Genomic DNA, 14,046 nt, shown 5'->3' with positions numbered 1-14,046 from the left:
GCGAAGCCGCCTTTTATTCTTTTAATCCTTATAGGTCTCGCCGACGCGCACGATCTTGAGGGCGTTGGTGCCGCCTGCCTCGCCCATCGGCGAGCCCCAGGTGACGACGATGGTGTCGCCAGGGCGCACCATGCCTTCCTTCATCAGGAGCTCTTCCGCCTTGCGCAGCACGGCGTGGCTGCCGCCTTCCTGCTGCAGGGGGAATGCTCGCACGTTCCGGTACAGCGAGGCCTTGCGCTGCGTCGTTTGTGACGGGGTCAACGCAAAAATCGGGGTGTCGATGCTATGCCGGCTCATCCACAGGGCCGTCGAGCCCGACTCGGTCAGCGCGACGATGGCCTTCACTTCCAGGTGGTGCGCGGTGAACAGCGTGGCGTAGGCGATCGACTGGTCGATGCGGGTGAATTCCACGTTCAGGAAGTCGGCGTCGAGCTTGTTGTATTCGGATTGTTCCGCTTCGGCGCAGACGGCCGCCATCATCTCGACGGTTTCGATCGGGTACTTGCCCGAGGCAGTTTCGGCCGAGGTCATCACGGCGTCGGTGCCGTCCAGCACGGCGTTCGCCACGTCCGACACTTCGGCGCGGGTCGGCACGGCGTTGACGATCATCGACTCCATCATCTGGGTCGCGGTAATCGCCAGTTTATTCGAGGCGCGTGCCATGCGGATCATGCGCTTTTGCAGGGCCGGCACGGCGGCATTGCCGACTTCCACGGCGAGATCGCCGCGCGCAACCATGATGCCGTCGGAAGCGTCGAGGATTTCCTGCAGCACGGGAATGGCTTCGGCGCGCTCGATCTTGGCGATCATCAGCGGCTTGTGGTGGAAAGGCTCGCCGGCGATATTCGCCAGCTGGCGCGCCATTTCCATGTCGGTCGCGCTCTTCGGGAACGAGATCGCCAGGTAATCGGCCTGGAAGCTCATCGCGGTCTTGATGTCTTCCATGTCTTTCGCCGTCAAGGCCGGCGCGGTCAGGCCGCCGCCTTCGCGGTTGATGCCCTTGTTGTTCGACAGCTCGCCGCCCACTTTCACGGTGGTGCAGATTTCGTGGCCGGCCACCCTGTCGACGACCAGCACGATCAGGCCGTCGTTGAGCAGCAGCTTGTCGCCCGGACGCACGTCGCGCGGCAGCGCCTTGTAATCGAGGCCGACGCGTTCCTGGTTGCCCAGCTCGCCGTTGTCTCCCCATTTCGCGTCGAGCACGAATTTGTCGCCCTTGGCCAGCTCGACCTTGCCGCTCTCGAACTTGCCGACGCGGATTTTCGGTCCCTGCATGTCGGCCATGATCGCCACTTCGCGCCCGCATTCCGCGGCCGCGCTGCGCACCAGGGCGGCGCGGTCGATATGGTCCTGCGCCTTGCCGTGGGAAAAATTCAGGCGCACGACGTCGACGCCGGCGCGGATCATTTTGACGAGGATGTCGAAGTCGGTCGAGGCCGGTCCGATGGTAGCGACGATCTTGGTGCCACGGTACATGAGCTGTCCTTCCATTTAAAAAGCAAAGCGCAGCCCGAGGCTGCGCCGATTTTTACTGCTTGCTGCGCTGCAGGAGGATATCGACCGCCGGCAGGGTTTTACCTTCCAGGAACTCGAGGAAGGCACCGCCACCGGTGGAAATGTAGCCGATCTTGTCGCCGATGTTGTACTTGGCGATTGCTGCCAGGGTATCGCCACCGCCGGCGATCGAGAAGCCTTTCGAGTCGGCGATGGCCATGGCGAGCGTCTTCGTGCCTTCGGCGAACTGGTCGAATTCGAACACGCCGACCGGGCCGTTCCAGACGATCGTCCCTGCCTTGGCGACCTGTTCGGCCAGCATGGTCGCCGTCTTCGGGCCGATGTCGAGGATCATGTCGTCGTCGCTCACATCCGCCACGTCCTTGACGGTCGCAGCGGCCGTTGGCGAGAACTCTTTCGCGCAGACGACGTCGACCGGGATCGGCACCGAGGCGCCGCGCGCGCTCATCATGTCGATGATCTGTTTCGCCTCATTGACCAGGTCGTTCTCGACCAGCGACTTGCCGATGTTCAGGCCGACGGCCTTCATGAAGGTGTTGGCGATGCCGCCGCCGACGATCAGGTTATCCACTTTACCGGCCAGGCTTTGCAGGATCGACAGCTTGCTCGACACTTTCGAGCCGGCGACGATCGCCAGCAGCGGACGCGCCGGCTGGCCCAGGGCTTTACCCAATGCATCGAGTTCGGCGGCCAGCAGCGGGCCGGCGCAGACGACGGGCGCGAACTTCGCGATGCCATGGGTCGTCGCTTCGGCGCGGTGGGCGGTGCCGAAGGCATCGTTCACGTACACGTCGCAGAGCTTGGCCATCTTCTGGGCCAGCTCGTCGGAATTTTTCTTTTCGCCCTTGTTGACGCGGCAGTTTTCGAGCAGCACGACCTGGCCCGGGGCGACCTCGACGCCATCGACCCAGTTCTGTTTCAGTTCGACCGGCTGGCCGAGCAGCTCGGAGAGGCGCTGGGCGACCGGCGCGAGCGTGTCTTCCGGCTTGAATTCGCCCTCGGTCGGACGGCCCAGGTGCGAAGTCACCATGACGGCGGCACCAGCCTTGACGGCCGCCTGGATCGCGGGGATCGAGGCACGGATGCGGGTGTCTTCGGTGATATTGCCCTGGTCATCCTGCGGCACGTTCAGGTCGGCACGGATGAAGACGCGCTTGTTGTTCAGCGCGTCGCGGTCGATCAGGTCTTGCAAGCGGGTGAAACTCAGAACGGCATCCATGTCGGCTCAACAGTGAAATAGTGAAAGAACGCTATTCTACCTTAGGGAATGGCAGCGAAAACGTGTGTGATTCGCAACAGTGTGAACGCAAGCATCCCGAATACGATGGTCTGCAGCATGTTCCGCCGCCACAGGTAGAAACCGATCGACGCGATCCCCGCCAGCAGCTTCGCATTGCCCAGCGCCAGCTGGACCTTGCCGGCGCCATCGACCAGCAAGTCGGGCCCGATGATGGCCGCCAGCGCGCAGGCCGGTGCATAGCGCAACATGCCCTGCACCCGCGGCGGGATCGTCACCCGGTGCCCGACCAGCCAGAAGCCGCAGCGCGTGAGCGCCGTCGACAGCGACAGTACGGCGATGATCGCCCAGATTTCCCAATCAGCCATGGCGGCCCTTTCGTTTCTCGATCACGGACTCGGCCGCCAGCGCGGCCAGCATGCCGACGACCACCGCCACCAGCAGGCCTAGCTTGTAAGGAAAGCCGTAGGCCGCCACCGACACCGCGCCCGCCACCAGCACCCCGCACAGGGCCGCACTGTTGACGATCAGCGGCACCGTGACGCAGAGGATCGCCAGCGTGCCGGCAAAGCCGAGCCCCCAGGCGGTCGGAACGGCGCTGCCGAGGAAGATGCCGATCAGCGAGCCGGCCTGCCAGGACAGCCAGTTCGGGAGCATCAGGCCTTGCAGGTAAGACAGCTTGCCGGGAATGGCGGCCGCGGTCGGGAAGCGCTGCAGGAACAGGGCCACCGTCAAGTCGCCGGAGATGTAGCCGTAGAACAGGCGCTGGCGCCAGGGCAGGTGCGTGAAATGGGGCCCGAGCAAGGCGGAAAAAATGACGAAGCGCAGGTTCACTACCAGGCCGGTGGCAAACACGACCCAGACCGGCGCATGTGCCACGATCAGCGGCAGCGCCGCCAACTGGGCGGAACCAGCGTACACAAGCAGTGTCATACCAGTAGCCTGGAGCGCGGTCAGGCCCGTTTTGACCATCGCGATGCCCACCACCATGCCCCAGGCGGCAATACCGAACAGGGTCGGCAAACCGGTGCGCAAGCCCTCCTGCCAGAGTTCGGGATTGTGCTGCTCGGCGCCGGGAGCGAGGTGCTGGACAGGTTCAGGCGCGTTCATGTCGCCTTCCTGCAACAGACTACAAGGGGAGATGCATTAGCGGAGCGAGAAGGGAAAGACATGAAGCGACGAATGAATTTGTAGGGTGGGCATTCATGCCCACGCGGTACGTACTCGACCGGCAGTCGATATCGGTAACTTGTCGCTCGCAACGCGTCCGCCAGTCAGCGAATCGATACGACCAGACCTGGCCAGCCGCACTGTGATCAATCCGCCATTCTACCGATCATTCCGGCCCATCGCCTGAATCCGTTAAAATCCTGTCTTTGCCCAACTTTGCGTGACGGAGAACCTGAATGACTGACAAGACGATGCCTGTGGTGGAACTCGAGGCCAAGGACCTGCCTGCCCACTGCCCGAACCCGGCCATGCCGCTGTGGTCGTCGCACCCGCGCGTCTTCCTGGATTTCGACCATGACGGCGAAGCCAAGTGCCCGTACTGCGGCACCCGCTACCGCCTGGCCCCGGGCGTGGCCTTCAAGCACCACTGATCGGATGAGGGCGCGACCATGACTTACCGCGCCCCAAGGTGGCTGCCCGGCGGCCACCTGCAAACCATCTATCCGGCCACGCTGGTCGCCAAACCGGCGGTCGCTTACCGGCGCGAGCGCTGGGAAGTGCACCACCCGCTGCTGGGCGAGGATTTCGTCGACGTCGATTTCGTCGATGGCGAGCCCGGCAAGCCGCTGGTCGTGCTGTTCCACGGGCTGGAAGGTTCCTCGAACAGCCATTACGCGCGCGGCCTGATGGCGGCGCTCGCCCAACGCGGCTGGTCGGGCGCGGTGCCGCATTTCCGCGGCTGCTCGGGAGAACCCAACCGCACGGCGCGCTTCTATCACTCCGGTGACTCGCTTGAAATCGACTGGATCATGGCGCGCCTGCGTGCGCGTGCCACGGGTCCCGCCGGTGGTCCCATGTTTGCGGCCGGTGTTTCGCTCGGCGGCAATGCGCTGCTGCGCTGGCTCGGCGAATCCGGCAGCGCGGCGGGTTTCGTCTCGGCCGCGGCCGCCATTTCCGCCCCGCTCGACCTGGCGCGCGGCGGAGAAGCCCTGTCCTCGGGTTTCAACATGCTCTATACGCGCATGTTCCTGCAAACCCTGAAACCCAAATGCCTCGCCAAGCTGGAACAGTTTCCCGGCCTGTTCGACCGCGACGCCCTGCTGGCCGCGCGCGACCTGTACGCCTTCGACAACGTCGTCACCGCCCCGCTGCACGGCTACCGCGACACCGACGACTACTGGCACCGCGCCAGCGCGCGCCATGTGCTGATGGATATCACCGTGCCGACCCTGGTCCTGAATGCCCGCAACGATCCCTTCCTGCCGGGTGAACATTTGCCTTCCTCGGCATCGCAGGCGGTCACGCTCGAGTACCCGGACGAAGGTGGCCATGTCGGCTTCCCCGCCGGCCCCTTCCCGGGCCGGATCGACTGGCTGCCGCGCCGCATCCTGTCCTTTTTTGACGACGCCGTTGCAGGACCCTGCTGCGCGCCGAGCGGCGCCGAACTATGCGAAGCTGACGCCCATGGATGACATCGTAAAACAAGCAATGGCCAAGTGGCCGAACGTGCCGCACTGCTACGGCTGGCTCGCACTCGATGCGCGCGGCAACTGGCGCATGCGCGACGAAGCGGCCCAGCAGGCCCATGCGCCCGGCGATAAAGTGAACAGTGCCGCGCTGGTCGGCTTCATCAACCGCAATTATGGGCACGACGACACCGGCCGCTGGTATTTCCAGAACGGTCCGCAGCGCGTGTACGTGAACCTGGAAGCGACGCCGTATATCGCCCGCACCGACCCCGTCCAGGGACTGGTACTGCAGACCGGCGCCGCGCTGGACAAGATCGCGCGCCTGTACCTGACCGAAGTGGGCGTGGCGATCGTGCAGGCGGGAGACATCCTCGCCCAGGTCGACGACCGGGATATGGGGCAATTGTTTGAAGCGCTGGAACTGGACGGCAAGCCGGCCGGCGACGAGGCGCTGATACGCTGGCTGGACGGCGGTACGGGCACCTTGACCCTGCGCTGGCGCGGCGCATCGGTGCCGGTCGAACGCGTCGAGCGCGCCACGCTGGCGCAGCGCTTCGGCTTCGTGCCCGTGCCGACGCCGCCGGCCTGAACATGGACGGGCACCGCTTCAAGGTATTCGGCATGCCCGTCGTCGTCGCCCGCGTGGCTGGCCGATGGCAGGCGTTTTATCCTGGCGCGGACGGCAAGCGGAGGCCCGCCGATTTCATCGTCCCGGCCGATATCGCGGAACACGAACTCGCCGAGTACCTGGCCGACCTGTTCCACGAAAATGCGACGCCCAGGCACGCCGCCGTCGAACGGCTGGCCTGAACGACGATCCTACCTGCCCTTCTCTTCTTCTTTTTCTTCTTTCTCGCGCGCTTTGATCTCGCGCTCGCGCGCATCGATCACGGACTGGTCGTAGAACGACACATCGCTCGCCTTGCGCGCGAAATTCAGCTGGTCGACGGCCGCCGGCAGCGCCCCGGCCAGCACATAGGATTCGGCCAGCGCCATGTGCTGCAGCGCGATCTTGCCCTGGCTCGAATACGCCCTGGCCAGCAGGTCGTACAGCTTCGGGTCCTCGCGGTACAGCCGCACCTGGTCGCGCAGGTAGTGCGTCGCGTCGTCCAGCTTGCCGGCATTGATCATCGCATCGGCATATTGGCGGGCCAGCGCGCGCGACAGGGGAAAACGGTAGCTCGCCTGCTCCGCATCCTTCAAGGCCTGCTGGGCGACCTCTTTCGGCTGCCCCGGCGCCAGCTTGATTTCCAGGTCGAGCACGGCAAACATGGCGCCGCCGTCGCTCGCCGGCGCGGCGGAAAACGCTCCCTCCTTCGGCTTCAGGGTCGCGCGCGCCTTGTCGTACCAGCTGCGCGCACCGGCCAGGTCACCCTCCTTGAGCGACAGGAAAGCCAGGCCGTATTGCGCGGAGACCTGCTGCTGGCGGTGCTGCTCGGCCAGCTGCGCCAGCAAGGCGGCGCGCGTATCGCGGCGCCCGGTCGTGCTTGAATCCTGCAGCACCCGGGCGCGCGCCTTGGCGAGATGAAATTCGATGGTGTCGGGACGTTGCCGGTACGGCGTTTCCTTGATGCGCGCCTGGATGTCGACGATCCGCTCGCTGGTCATCGGGTGGCTGCTGAGGAAGGCCGGGATTTCTCCATACACCTTGCTCGCGCTTTGCAGGCGCTTGAAGAAGGCCACCATGCCCGAGGTATCGTAGCCGCCTTCGCCCATGATCTGGAAGCCGACGCGGTCGGCCTCGCGCTCGGCATCGCGGCTGAAATTGAGCTGGCGCTGCACGGCCAGGCCCTGGCCGCCCATGACCACGCCCATGGCCGCGTCCGGACTGGCCCTGGCCGCCAGCGCCGCCAGGATCAGCGCGGCGATCGGCAACAGCGCATCCTGGCGCTGCTGGCCGAGCATGCGGGCGATGTGGCGCTGCACCACGTGGCCGATCTCGTGCGACAACACCGAGGCCAGTTCCGACTCGGTCTGGGCCGCGAGCAGCAGGCCCGAGTGGACGCCGATGAAGCCGCCCGGCAGCGCAAAGGCGTTGATCGACCCGTCGCGCAGCGCAAAGAAATAAAAGTCGGCATTCGTTTCGCCGCGCGCCCCCGGTGCCGCATCGACCAGGGCGCCGCCGAAATTGTTCAGGTATTCGGCGATCGCGTCGTCGTCGAGGTAATCGCGGTCGCGCCGCACCTCGCGCATGATCGCTTCGCCGAGCTTGCGCTCGACGACCGGCGACAGGTCCTCGCGCGCGGCGTCGCCGAGCGTCGGCAGGCGCGCCGCAATCGACGTACTGTTGAACGATTGGGCGGGCGCCATGGCAGGCGCGAACCCGGCCGCGGCGGACACGAACAATGCGGCCAGCGACCGGCGCCAGCGGGGACGAAGGGACGGCAGCGCGGGATGGGATCTCAAGTTCACGATGCTATGATAACCCCATCCGCAGGCGCCTTGCCGCACCCTGAAACACTTTCTTACCCAAGCATACCGACACCCATGCCCCCATCCGATCCGACGCCAGGCCCTGACGGGCTGACCCACGAACTGACCCACTTCGACGCCACCGGCCAGGCCCACATGGTCGACGTCGGCGCCAAGAACGAGACGCACCGCGTCGCCGTTGCCGCCGGCAGCATCCGCATGAAACCGGAGACCCTGGCGCTGATCCAGTCCGGCACCGCCAAAAAGGGCGACGTGCTCGGCATCGCCCGCATCGCCGCCATCATGGGCGCCAAGCGCACCAGCGACCTGATTCCGCTGTGCCACCCGCTGGCGATTACCCGCGTGGCGGTCGATTTCGAGATCGATGCGGCGAGTAATAGCGTGCACTGCCGCGCGCAGGTCGAGCTGCACGGCAAGACCGGGGTCGAAATGGAAGCGCTCACGGCCGTGCAGGTGGGGCTATTGACGATTTACGACATGTGCAAGGCCGTGGATCGGGGGATGGTGATGACGAATGTGCGGGTGCTGGAAAAGCACGGGGGCAAGAGCGGGGACTGGACGGCGCAGCTGTAACAAGCTGCCCCGGCCTTGCTGCGCCCAGCTTCCACCGCTGCGGCACCCGCAGCGTGGCCGGTCGAGGCCGGCCCCCGCCTCATTTCCCGGCCGCATCGCTCCCATCCACGCCTGCGTCAATGCCTGGCCTGGACGGCAAAGCCCGGGCGCCTGACGAGAATCGTTCCTGAAAAAACCGCCGCGACAAGGTCGAATACCAGGCAGAACGCCGGCCACCCGGCCGGAACGCCATCGTTTCGAACAGCATGGTGATGCACGAAGTCGAACACGCCGTGGGCGGCCAGGGCCACGACAACGATCCAGAGAGTCGACCTGAATCCGGCGACTGCCGCGCCCAGGAAGGCGGCGGCAACCAGCGCTTCCAGCAGCAAGGCGTGGGTGTTCCCTCCGATGACCGCGAACAGGACATAGTAGGTCGCGATCACAATGAGCATCGTCGGGTAAAAGACGCGCTCGCGGTCAAAGCCGGCAAGACTGGCCGCGCCACACACCGCGACGGCCAGGAACAGTCCAACGAAATAATCCATCGTTTCGGCTACTGGTTATTTATCGGAGGTGCCCCAGCCGTCTTGTCAGTCGTTTCAGGCTTCGGCCCGGATCGTATTGCGCATCACGCCCAGCCCCGTGATCTCGGTCTCGATGACGTCCCCGTCTTTCAGGAACTCCGGCGGCTTGCGCGCAAAGCCCACGCCCGATGGCGTGCCGGTGGCGATGATGTCTCCCGCCTCGAGCGTCAGGCCGCGCGAGAGCTCGGCGATGATGCGCGGGATCTTGAAATACATCTGTTTATAACTGGCGTTCTGCTTTTCGACGCCGTTGATCCGGCAGATCACGCGCAGGTCGTCGAGTTTGACGCCGGCCGCGGTGACGATCCATGGCCCCATCGGTCCGTGCCCGTCCAGGCTCTTGCCTTTGAACCACTGGCCGCCGTGCAGCTTCTGCTGGGCTTCGCGCACCGTCGTGTCGTTGAAGGGCGCGTAGCCGAACACGTAATCCATCGCCTGTTCTTCCGGGATGTTGCGCCCGGTCCGGCCAATGATGACGGCCAGTTCCGCTTCCCAGTCGGTGGTATTCGAATAGTTCGGATCGTGCGGGATGTTGTCGAAGGGTCCGTTCATCGAGTGCGTGCCCTTGGTGAAGAACACCGGGTGCTCGGGCAGTTTTTCGACCGACTTGTCGAAGCGCGCCTTCTGGCCCTCTTCGAAGTGGTCCAGGTAGTTCCAGCCGACACAATAAATGTTGCGCTCGGGACGGGGAATCGGCGACATGAAGCGCGCCCGCTCGATCGGCAGCAGCGAAGCCGGGCGCGTCATCGCATGCTCGGCCACGGCCCGCACCTGCTCGAGGCCGGCGTTGCCGCTCTTGATCAGCGCGACCATCGACGAGGCGTCGAAGGGCAAGGCCCGCTTCTGGCGGCGCGCTTCCGCGCCCAGGTCGATCAGCTTGCCGTTGTCCAGCACTGCGACCACGGTCGGCGTGCCGCCGGTACCGAGGGTGCAGGTGGCAAGCCGCATGCCGATCTTGCCCGCCAGCGGCAGCACGACCGGCATCGTTGCGACGGCGACTTGGCCCTGGGCCAGGGCGGCGTGTTGGTTGACTGCGAGGAGGCCGCCGACGGCGGCGGAGGCGCTGGCTTTCAGCAGGTTACGACGGTTTGAATCCATGACTTCGTCTCCTTATCGTTATGGTAAAAACTCATCCGCAACCATTCTAGCCACGATGTTTACGCAGTAGCTCAGCTCATTGCAAATAAATAATATTAGCTATCCGCAGCGGGTATGCGGCACACCGCGGCCAGCACGAGGCCCAGGGCGGAGATCGCTGCTCGGCAGTCCACTCCACTCTTGCAACGTGTTAAATTGCTGCCTCGCAGCTGGCACGCTGTCGCGCTGCCGGACAACACCGAGACACGTTTGACGAGGAATCAATGAAATTACGTTTGTTTATTCTGGTAACGGCAGTGGCTGCCGCCAATGCCGTTGCCGCGCCGCGCGGTTTGACGGTGGAAGACCTGGTGAGCCTGGAACGCGTCGGCAGCCCGGCCGTTTCTCCGGATGCGCGCCGTGTCGTCTACACCGTGCGCACTACCGATCTCGGCAAGAACCGCGGCCATACGAGCCTGTGGATCGCCGACCTGAACGGCGCGAATGCCGCGCCGAAAGCGCTGACGAACCACGACAGCAGCAGCACCGATCCCGAATGGTCGCCGTCCGGCGACGCCGTCTATTTCCTGTCGAGCCGCTCGGGCAGCTCGCAGGTCTGGCGCCAGCCTGCGAACGGCGGCGAACCGGTCCAGGTGACGAATTTACCGCTCGACGTCGACAATTTCCGCATTTCTCCGACCGGCGAACGCATCGCGTTCAGCCTGGCCGTGTTCCGCGACTGCCCCGACCTCGGCTGCACCAAAGACCGGCTCGATGCCCAGGCGAAGAACAAGGCAAGCGGACACGTCTACGATCGCCTGTTCGTGCGCCACTGGGATACCTGGGCAGATGGCCGCAATGCCGTGCTGTTCTCGGCGCCGATCGAGGCGAACGGCCGCGTCAGCAGCGCGCCGGTCAGCCTGTCGGGCTCGCTCGACGGGGACGTGCCCTCGAAACCGTTTGGCGACCGCGAGGAATACCGCTTCAGCCCGGACGGCAAGACCATCGTCTTCTCGGCGCGCATCGCCGGCAAGACCGAAGCCTGGTCGACCAATTTTGATGTGTACAGCGTGCCTGCCGCCGGCAATGCCGCGCCGCGCAACCTGACGGCCGATAACAAGGCCTGGGACACCAAGGGCGTGTTCTCGCCGGATGGCCGCACCCTTGCTTACCTGGCGATGGCGCGTCCCGGCTTCGAGGCCGACCGTTACCAGATCGTGCTGATGGATGTCGCCAGCGGCAAGAAGCGCAAGCTGGCCGAGAAGTGGGACCGCTCGGCGGGCGCCCTGCAGTGGAGCGAGGACGGCAAATCGGTCGTCGTCGATGCCGAGGACGTGGGTCAGCATCGCCTGTTCGCGATCGACGTCGCCAGCGGTAAAGTTGCCGCGTTGACGGATAAGGGGTCGATCGGCGGCTTCGACATGCGCCGCGATACCATCGTCTTTACCCAGGCCACGCTGTCATCGCCGGCCCAGTTGTACGCAACAACGCTGCGTGGCGGCAAACCGCAGCAGCTGACGAACAACAATGCCGACAAGCTGGCCGACGTGCGCTTCGGCGAATATGAACAGTTCTCGTTCAAGGGCGCGAACGGCGACACCGTCTATGGCCACGTGATGAAGCCATGGAATGCGACCCCGGGCGCGAAATACCCGATCGCCTTCCTGGTGCACGGCGGACCGCAGGGCAGTTTCGGCAATGCCTGGAGCTACCGCTGGAATCCGCAAATCTATGCGGGCGCCGGCTATGCGACGGTCTTCATCGATTTCCACGGCTCGACCGGCTACGGCCAGAAATTCACCGATGCGATCAGCGGGGATTGGGGCGGCGCGCCGCTGGTCGACCTGCAAAAGGGACTGGACGCAGCCGTGAAGAAATTCCCGTGGCTGGACCGCGGACGCAGCTGCGCACTGGGCGCTTCGTATGGCGGCTACATGATGAACTGGATCGAAGGCAACTGGTCCGATGGCTTCAAGTGCATCGTCAACCACGACGGCGTGTTCGATACCCGCGGCATGGCTTATTCGACCGAAGAACAATGGTTCACCGACTGGGAAAACGGCGGCGCCTATTTTGCCGTGCCCCAGCAGCACGAGCGCTTCAACCCGGTGCTCCACGTGAACAAGTGGAAAACGCCGATGCTCGTCGTCCAGGGCGACCTCGACTTCCGCATCCCGACGGCGCAGGGCCTGTCCACCTTCACGGCACTGCAGCGCCGCGGCATCGAGAGCAAGCTGCTGGTCTTCCCGGACGAAAACCACTGGGTCCTGAAACCGGCCAATTCGCTGTTGTGGCATCACACCGTGATTAACTGGCTCGACCAGCACCTGAAGCCATGATGTCCACGATTTGACCCGCAGAAACCCGCTTTTGAGCGGGTTTTTTACGACAGTCGTCAAATTAGTTGATTTTGGTCACTAAATGGAGTGGTATCATGCTGCCCTTGCCGGACCGCCGGTCCGCCACTTCAGAACGCACAGCATGCAGGCCGCACAGGCGAACGAGCTTAAACCCCAGGATGTCGATTTCGAGACCATGAATCTCCAGGTCGGCACGCGCCTGCAGCTCATCACCCATCGCCGCGTCAAGCCGGTGCAGTATTTTTCCAGCCCGATCGGTTACATCAAGGACGAGTACCTCATCCTCAAGATCCCGATGGAAAACGGTGCGCCGATCTCGCTGGCCGAAGGCGAACGCCTGACGATCCGCGTGTTCTCGGGCGTCAAGGTGTGCTCGTTCGCGTGCACGGTCGAGCGCGTCTTCGGACGTCCGCTGTTCTACGTCCACCTCTCCTTCCCGACCTCGGTGCAGGGCACCAGCCTGCGCACGGCAATGCGGGTCAAGGTCGACCTGCCGGCCACGATCAGCGGCAGCGGTACCCACGGCAGGCCGCTGGCATGCACCATCCTGAACCTGTCGGTCAGCGACGCCCTGGTCGTCCCGCAGGGCCGCCTGCCCGCCGACGAAGAGCAGATCGTGTTGCAGTTTTCCCTGAAAGCCCCGCCGGACGACCAGGAAGTGCGGATCTCGGCGCGCGCGGCGATCCGCAACGTCAACGCCACGAAGGCGGCAGACGGCACCGACCTGTTCACTTACGGCATGCAGTTCATTGACCTCGATCCGACCCACTACACGCTGCTGCAGAACATGACCTATGAGGCCTTGCTGGCGGATCGGCAAAAGATCGTCTGAGGCTGTTTCTTCAGGTATCCGCACAAAAACCCCGCGACGGCGCTCATACCGTTCAGCCAAGCGCGGATGATCTGCCCCGGCCAGCATAACGCGCGGGCATGCCCGCCCTACGGTGCACCACCGTCCTCATTGTTGGTCGAGACCGCTGTGTAACGTAGGGCGGGCATGCCCGCGCGTCGACGTCGAGTGCAGCGCTCCATCTACAAGAAAGGCCCCCCCCGATGTGCATCGAAGCGGCCTTCTTGACTGAACGGCATTACCGCTACGGCGGAGTACTTTTTGGCTTACGCGGCTTTGCCTTTGCAAACCCCTTCGGGTCCAATCAGCTTTTGGGGAATGGTGGCGGCAGTGCAACTCCAGGCGCCGGTGTCCTTGTCGCGGGTGAGCGTGATGGTCTGGTCCTTGACGGCCACCGGGCCGGCCACGATCTGGCAGGTCAGGCTGGCCCCATCGACGCCGGCCGTTGCGCCGAACTTGCAGTTGGCGGTCGGCTTGTCGGCCGCGGCCAGGCCGATTTCTTCCGGCTGGGCGACGGTATCGCCGTCGATCAGCCGGGTGTCGATACCGACTTTGCCTGCCGCCACTTCAGCCAGCGCGACGCCGAACTTCGCCTTCGCCATGTAGTCCTGGTAGGCCGGGATGGCAACCATGGCCAGGATGCCGATAATCGCGACGACGATCATCAGTTCCACCAGGGTGAAGCCGGTTTCGTCCTTCTTAACAACTTTCGTGCGTGTCATGATCATTCTCCGGTGGTTGAGCAGTCCGGAACAATAACTGTGGTCCCCAGCGCGCGATTGAGGCAACTCAGCCA

15 protein-coding genes are annotated in these 14,046 nt (G+C 64.4%); 7 read left to right on the top strand and 8 right to left on the bottom strand.

Annotation, left to right across the window (positions count from 1 at the left end; translation table 11 throughout):
* Nucleotides 1-21 precede the first annotated feature (21 nt).
* The 4 genes from pyk to AC1MEM_RS05875 are packed head-to-tail and all read right to left on the bottom strand — an operon-like array spanning nt 22 to nt 3,862.
* The gene (gene pyk / locus AC1MEM_RS05890; RefSeq protein WP_499475938.1) at nt 22-1,476 is read right to left on the bottom strand and encodes a pyruvate kinase; all 1,455 of its coding nucleotides are present in this window, start codon (nt 1,474-1,476) and stop codon (nt 22-24) included.
* A gap of 52 nt (nt 1,477-1,528) precedes the next feature.
* A complete protein-coding gene (locus AC1MEM_RS05885; protein ID WP_499475936.1) occupies nt 1,529-2,734 on the bottom strand; it encodes a phosphoglycerate kinase in 1,206 nt (401 codons plus the stop codon).
* A 41-nt stretch (nt 2,735-2,775) separates the two neighbouring features.
* Complete coding sequence (locus tag AC1MEM_RS05880) at nt 2,776-3,120, bottom strand: AzlD domain-containing protein (protein WP_499475935.1); 345 nt, start codon at nt 3,118-3,120, stop codon at nt 2,776-2,778.
* A complete protein-coding gene (locus tag AC1MEM_RS05875; protein ID WP_499475934.1) occupies nt 3,113-3,862 on the bottom strand; it encodes an AzlC family ABC transporter permease in 750 nt (249 codons plus the stop codon). Before AC1MEM_RS05875 ends, AC1MEM_RS05880 begins: the two co-directional genes overlap by 8 nt.
* 296 nt (nt 3,863-4,158) lie before the next feature.
* Between AC1MEM_RS05875 and AC1MEM_RS05870 the strand changes: the two genes are divergently transcribed.
* Genes AC1MEM_RS05870 through AC1MEM_RS05855 form a run of 4 tightly spaced genes read left to right on the top strand, consistent with a single transcriptional unit; the run spans nt 4,159 to nt 6,201 of the window.
* The gene (locus tag AC1MEM_RS05870) at nt 4,159-4,353 is read left to right on the top strand and encodes a zinc-finger domain-containing protein (protein ID WP_193688200.1); all 195 of its coding nucleotides are present in this window, start codon (nt 4,159-4,161) and stop codon (nt 4,351-4,353) included.
* Nucleotides 4,354-4,371: 18 nt separating this feature from the next.
* Nucleotides 4,372-5,394, top strand: coding sequence for a YheT family hydrolase (locus AC1MEM_RS05865; RefSeq protein WP_499475932.1), 1,023 nt, complete (start codon nt 4,372-4,374; stop codon nt 5,392-5,394).
* Nucleotides 5,387-5,980, top strand: coding sequence for a DUF2946 family protein (locus AC1MEM_RS05860; RefSeq protein WP_499475931.1), 594 nt, complete (start codon nt 5,387-5,389; stop codon nt 5,978-5,980). Before AC1MEM_RS05865 ends, AC1MEM_RS05860 begins: the two co-directional genes overlap by 8 nt.
* 2 nt (nt 5,981-5,982) lie before the next feature.
* On the top strand, nt 5,983-6,201 hold the full coding sequence (locus AC1MEM_RS05855) for a DUF7661 family protein (RefSeq protein WP_499475930.1): 219 nt from the start codon (nt 5,983-5,985) through the stop codon (nt 6,199-6,201).
* A gap of 9 nt (nt 6,202-6,210) precedes the next feature.
* Here AC1MEM_RS05855 and AC1MEM_RS05850 read toward each other — a convergent pair whose 3' ends face one another.
* Entirely contained in the window at nt 6,211-7,701 is a 1,491-nt protein-coding gene (locus tag AC1MEM_RS05850; protein ID WP_499477580.1) for a M48 family metalloprotease, read from the bottom strand.
* A gap of 177 nt (nt 7,702-7,878) precedes the next feature.
* Here AC1MEM_RS05850 and moaC point away from each other — a divergent pair, with 177 nt between their 5' ends.
* Nucleotides 7,879-8,397: a cyclic pyranopterin monophosphate synthase MoaC gene (gene moaC, locus AC1MEM_RS05845; RefSeq protein WP_499475928.1), complete on the top strand. Its 519-nt coding sequence runs from the start codon at nt 7,879-7,881 to the stop codon at nt 8,395-8,397.
* Between the two features lie 116 nt (nt 8,398-8,513).
* Here the strand turns inward: moaC and AC1MEM_RS05840 are convergent, their stop codons facing one another.
* Both AC1MEM_RS05840 and AC1MEM_RS05835 read right to left on the bottom strand, forming a co-directional pair.
* Nucleotides 8,514-8,924 carry a hypothetical protein gene (locus tag AC1MEM_RS05840; protein ID WP_499475926.1) on the bottom strand — a complete coding sequence of 137 codons (411 nt, stop codon included), beginning with the start codon at nt 8,922-8,924 and terminating at the stop codon, nt 8,514-8,516.
* Between the two features lie 54 nt (nt 8,925-8,978).
* A complete protein-coding gene (locus tag AC1MEM_RS05835) occupies nt 8,979-10,061 on the bottom strand; it encodes a fumarylacetoacetate hydrolase family protein (RefSeq protein ID WP_499475925.1) in 1,083 nt (360 codons plus the stop codon).
* Nucleotides 10,062-10,324: 263 nt separating this feature from the next.
* Here AC1MEM_RS05835 and AC1MEM_RS05830 point away from each other — a divergent pair, with 263 nt between their 5' ends.
* Both AC1MEM_RS05830 and AC1MEM_RS05825 read left to right on the top strand, forming a co-directional pair.
* Nucleotides 10,325-12,379 carry a S9 family peptidase gene (locus AC1MEM_RS05830; RefSeq protein ID WP_499475924.1) on the top strand — a complete coding sequence of 685 codons (2,055 nt, stop codon included), beginning with the start codon at nt 10,325-10,327 and terminating at the stop codon, nt 12,377-12,379.
* Between the two features lie 142 nt (nt 12,380-12,521).
* The gene (locus AC1MEM_RS05825; RefSeq protein ID WP_499475922.1) at nt 12,522-13,232 is read left to right on the top strand and encodes a flagellar brake protein; all 711 of its coding nucleotides are present in this window, start codon (nt 12,522-12,524) and stop codon (nt 13,230-13,232) included.
* 284 nt (nt 13,233-13,516) lie between these two features.
* On the opposite strand, the gene AC1MEM_RS05820 is transcribed toward AC1MEM_RS05825, so the two are convergent.
* Nucleotides 13,517-13,972: a pilin gene (locus tag AC1MEM_RS05820; RefSeq protein WP_499475921.1), complete on the bottom strand. Its 456-nt coding sequence runs from the start codon at nt 13,970-13,972 to the stop codon at nt 13,517-13,519.
* Nucleotides 13,973-14,046: the final 74 nt, after the last annotated feature.

The organism is Telluria sp. AIW5, assembly GCF_056680575.1.
The sequence above is the reverse complement of the archived record's forward strand: the minus strand, read 5'-3'. Positions and strand labels throughout refer to the sequence as shown.

What these genes read in the sequence shown, in the direction of transcription:
- pyk (WP_499475938.1), bottom strand. Translation starts at nt 1,476, where the DNA reads ATGTACCGTGGCACCAAGATCGTCGCTACCATCGGACCGGCCTCGACC.
- AC1MEM_RS05885 (WP_499475936.1), bottom strand. Translation starts at nt 2,734, where the DNA reads ATGGATGCCGTTCTGAGTTTCACCCGCTTGCAAGACCTGATCGACCGC.
- AC1MEM_RS05880 (WP_499475935.1), bottom strand. Translation starts at nt 3,120, where the DNA reads ATGGCTGATTGGGAAATCTGGGCGATCATCGCCGTACTGTCGCTGTCG.
- AC1MEM_RS05875 (WP_499475934.1), bottom strand. Translation starts at nt 3,862, where the DNA reads ATGAACGCGCCTGAACCTGTCCAGCACCTCGCTCCCGGCGCCGAGCAG.
- AC1MEM_RS05870 (WP_193688200.1), top strand. Translation starts at nt 4,159, where the DNA reads ATGACTGACAAGACGATGCCTGTGGTGGAACTCGAGGCCAAGGACCTG.
- AC1MEM_RS05865 (WP_499475932.1), top strand. Translation starts at nt 4,372, where the DNA reads ATGACTTACCGCGCCCCAAGGTGGCTGCCCGGCGGCCACCTGCAAACC.
- AC1MEM_RS05860 (WP_499475931.1), top strand. Translation starts at nt 5,387, where the DNA reads ATGGATGACATCGTAAAACAAGCAATGGCCAAGTGGCCGAACGTGCCG.
- AC1MEM_RS05855 (WP_499475930.1), top strand. Translation starts at nt 5,983, where the DNA reads ATGGACGGGCACCGCTTCAAGGTATTCGGCATGCCCGTCGTCGTCGCC.
- AC1MEM_RS05850 (WP_499477580.1), bottom strand. Translation starts at nt 7,701, where the DNA reads ATGGCGCCCGCCCAATCGTTCAACAGTACGTCGATTGCGGCGCGCCTG.
- moaC (WP_499475928.1), top strand. Translation starts at nt 7,879, where the DNA reads ATGCCCCCATCCGATCCGACGCCAGGCCCTGACGGGCTGACCCACGAA.
- AC1MEM_RS05840 (WP_499475926.1), bottom strand. Translation starts at nt 8,924, where the DNA reads ATGGATTATTTCGTTGGACTGTTCCTGGCCGTCGCGGTGTGTGGCGCG.
- AC1MEM_RS05835 (WP_499475925.1), bottom strand. Translation starts at nt 10,061, where the DNA reads ATGGATTCAAACCGTCGTAACCTGCTGAAAGCCAGCGCCTCCGCCGCC.
- AC1MEM_RS05830 (WP_499475924.1), top strand. Translation starts at nt 10,325, where the DNA reads ATGAAATTACGTTTGTTTATTCTGGTAACGGCAGTGGCTGCCGCCAAT.
- AC1MEM_RS05825 (WP_499475922.1), top strand. Translation starts at nt 12,522, where the DNA reads ATGCAGGCCGCACAGGCGAACGAGCTTAAACCCCAGGATGTCGATTTC.
- AC1MEM_RS05820 (WP_499475921.1), bottom strand. Translation starts at nt 13,972, where the DNA reads ATGACACGCACGAAAGTTGTTAAGAAGGACGAAACCGGCTTCACCCTG.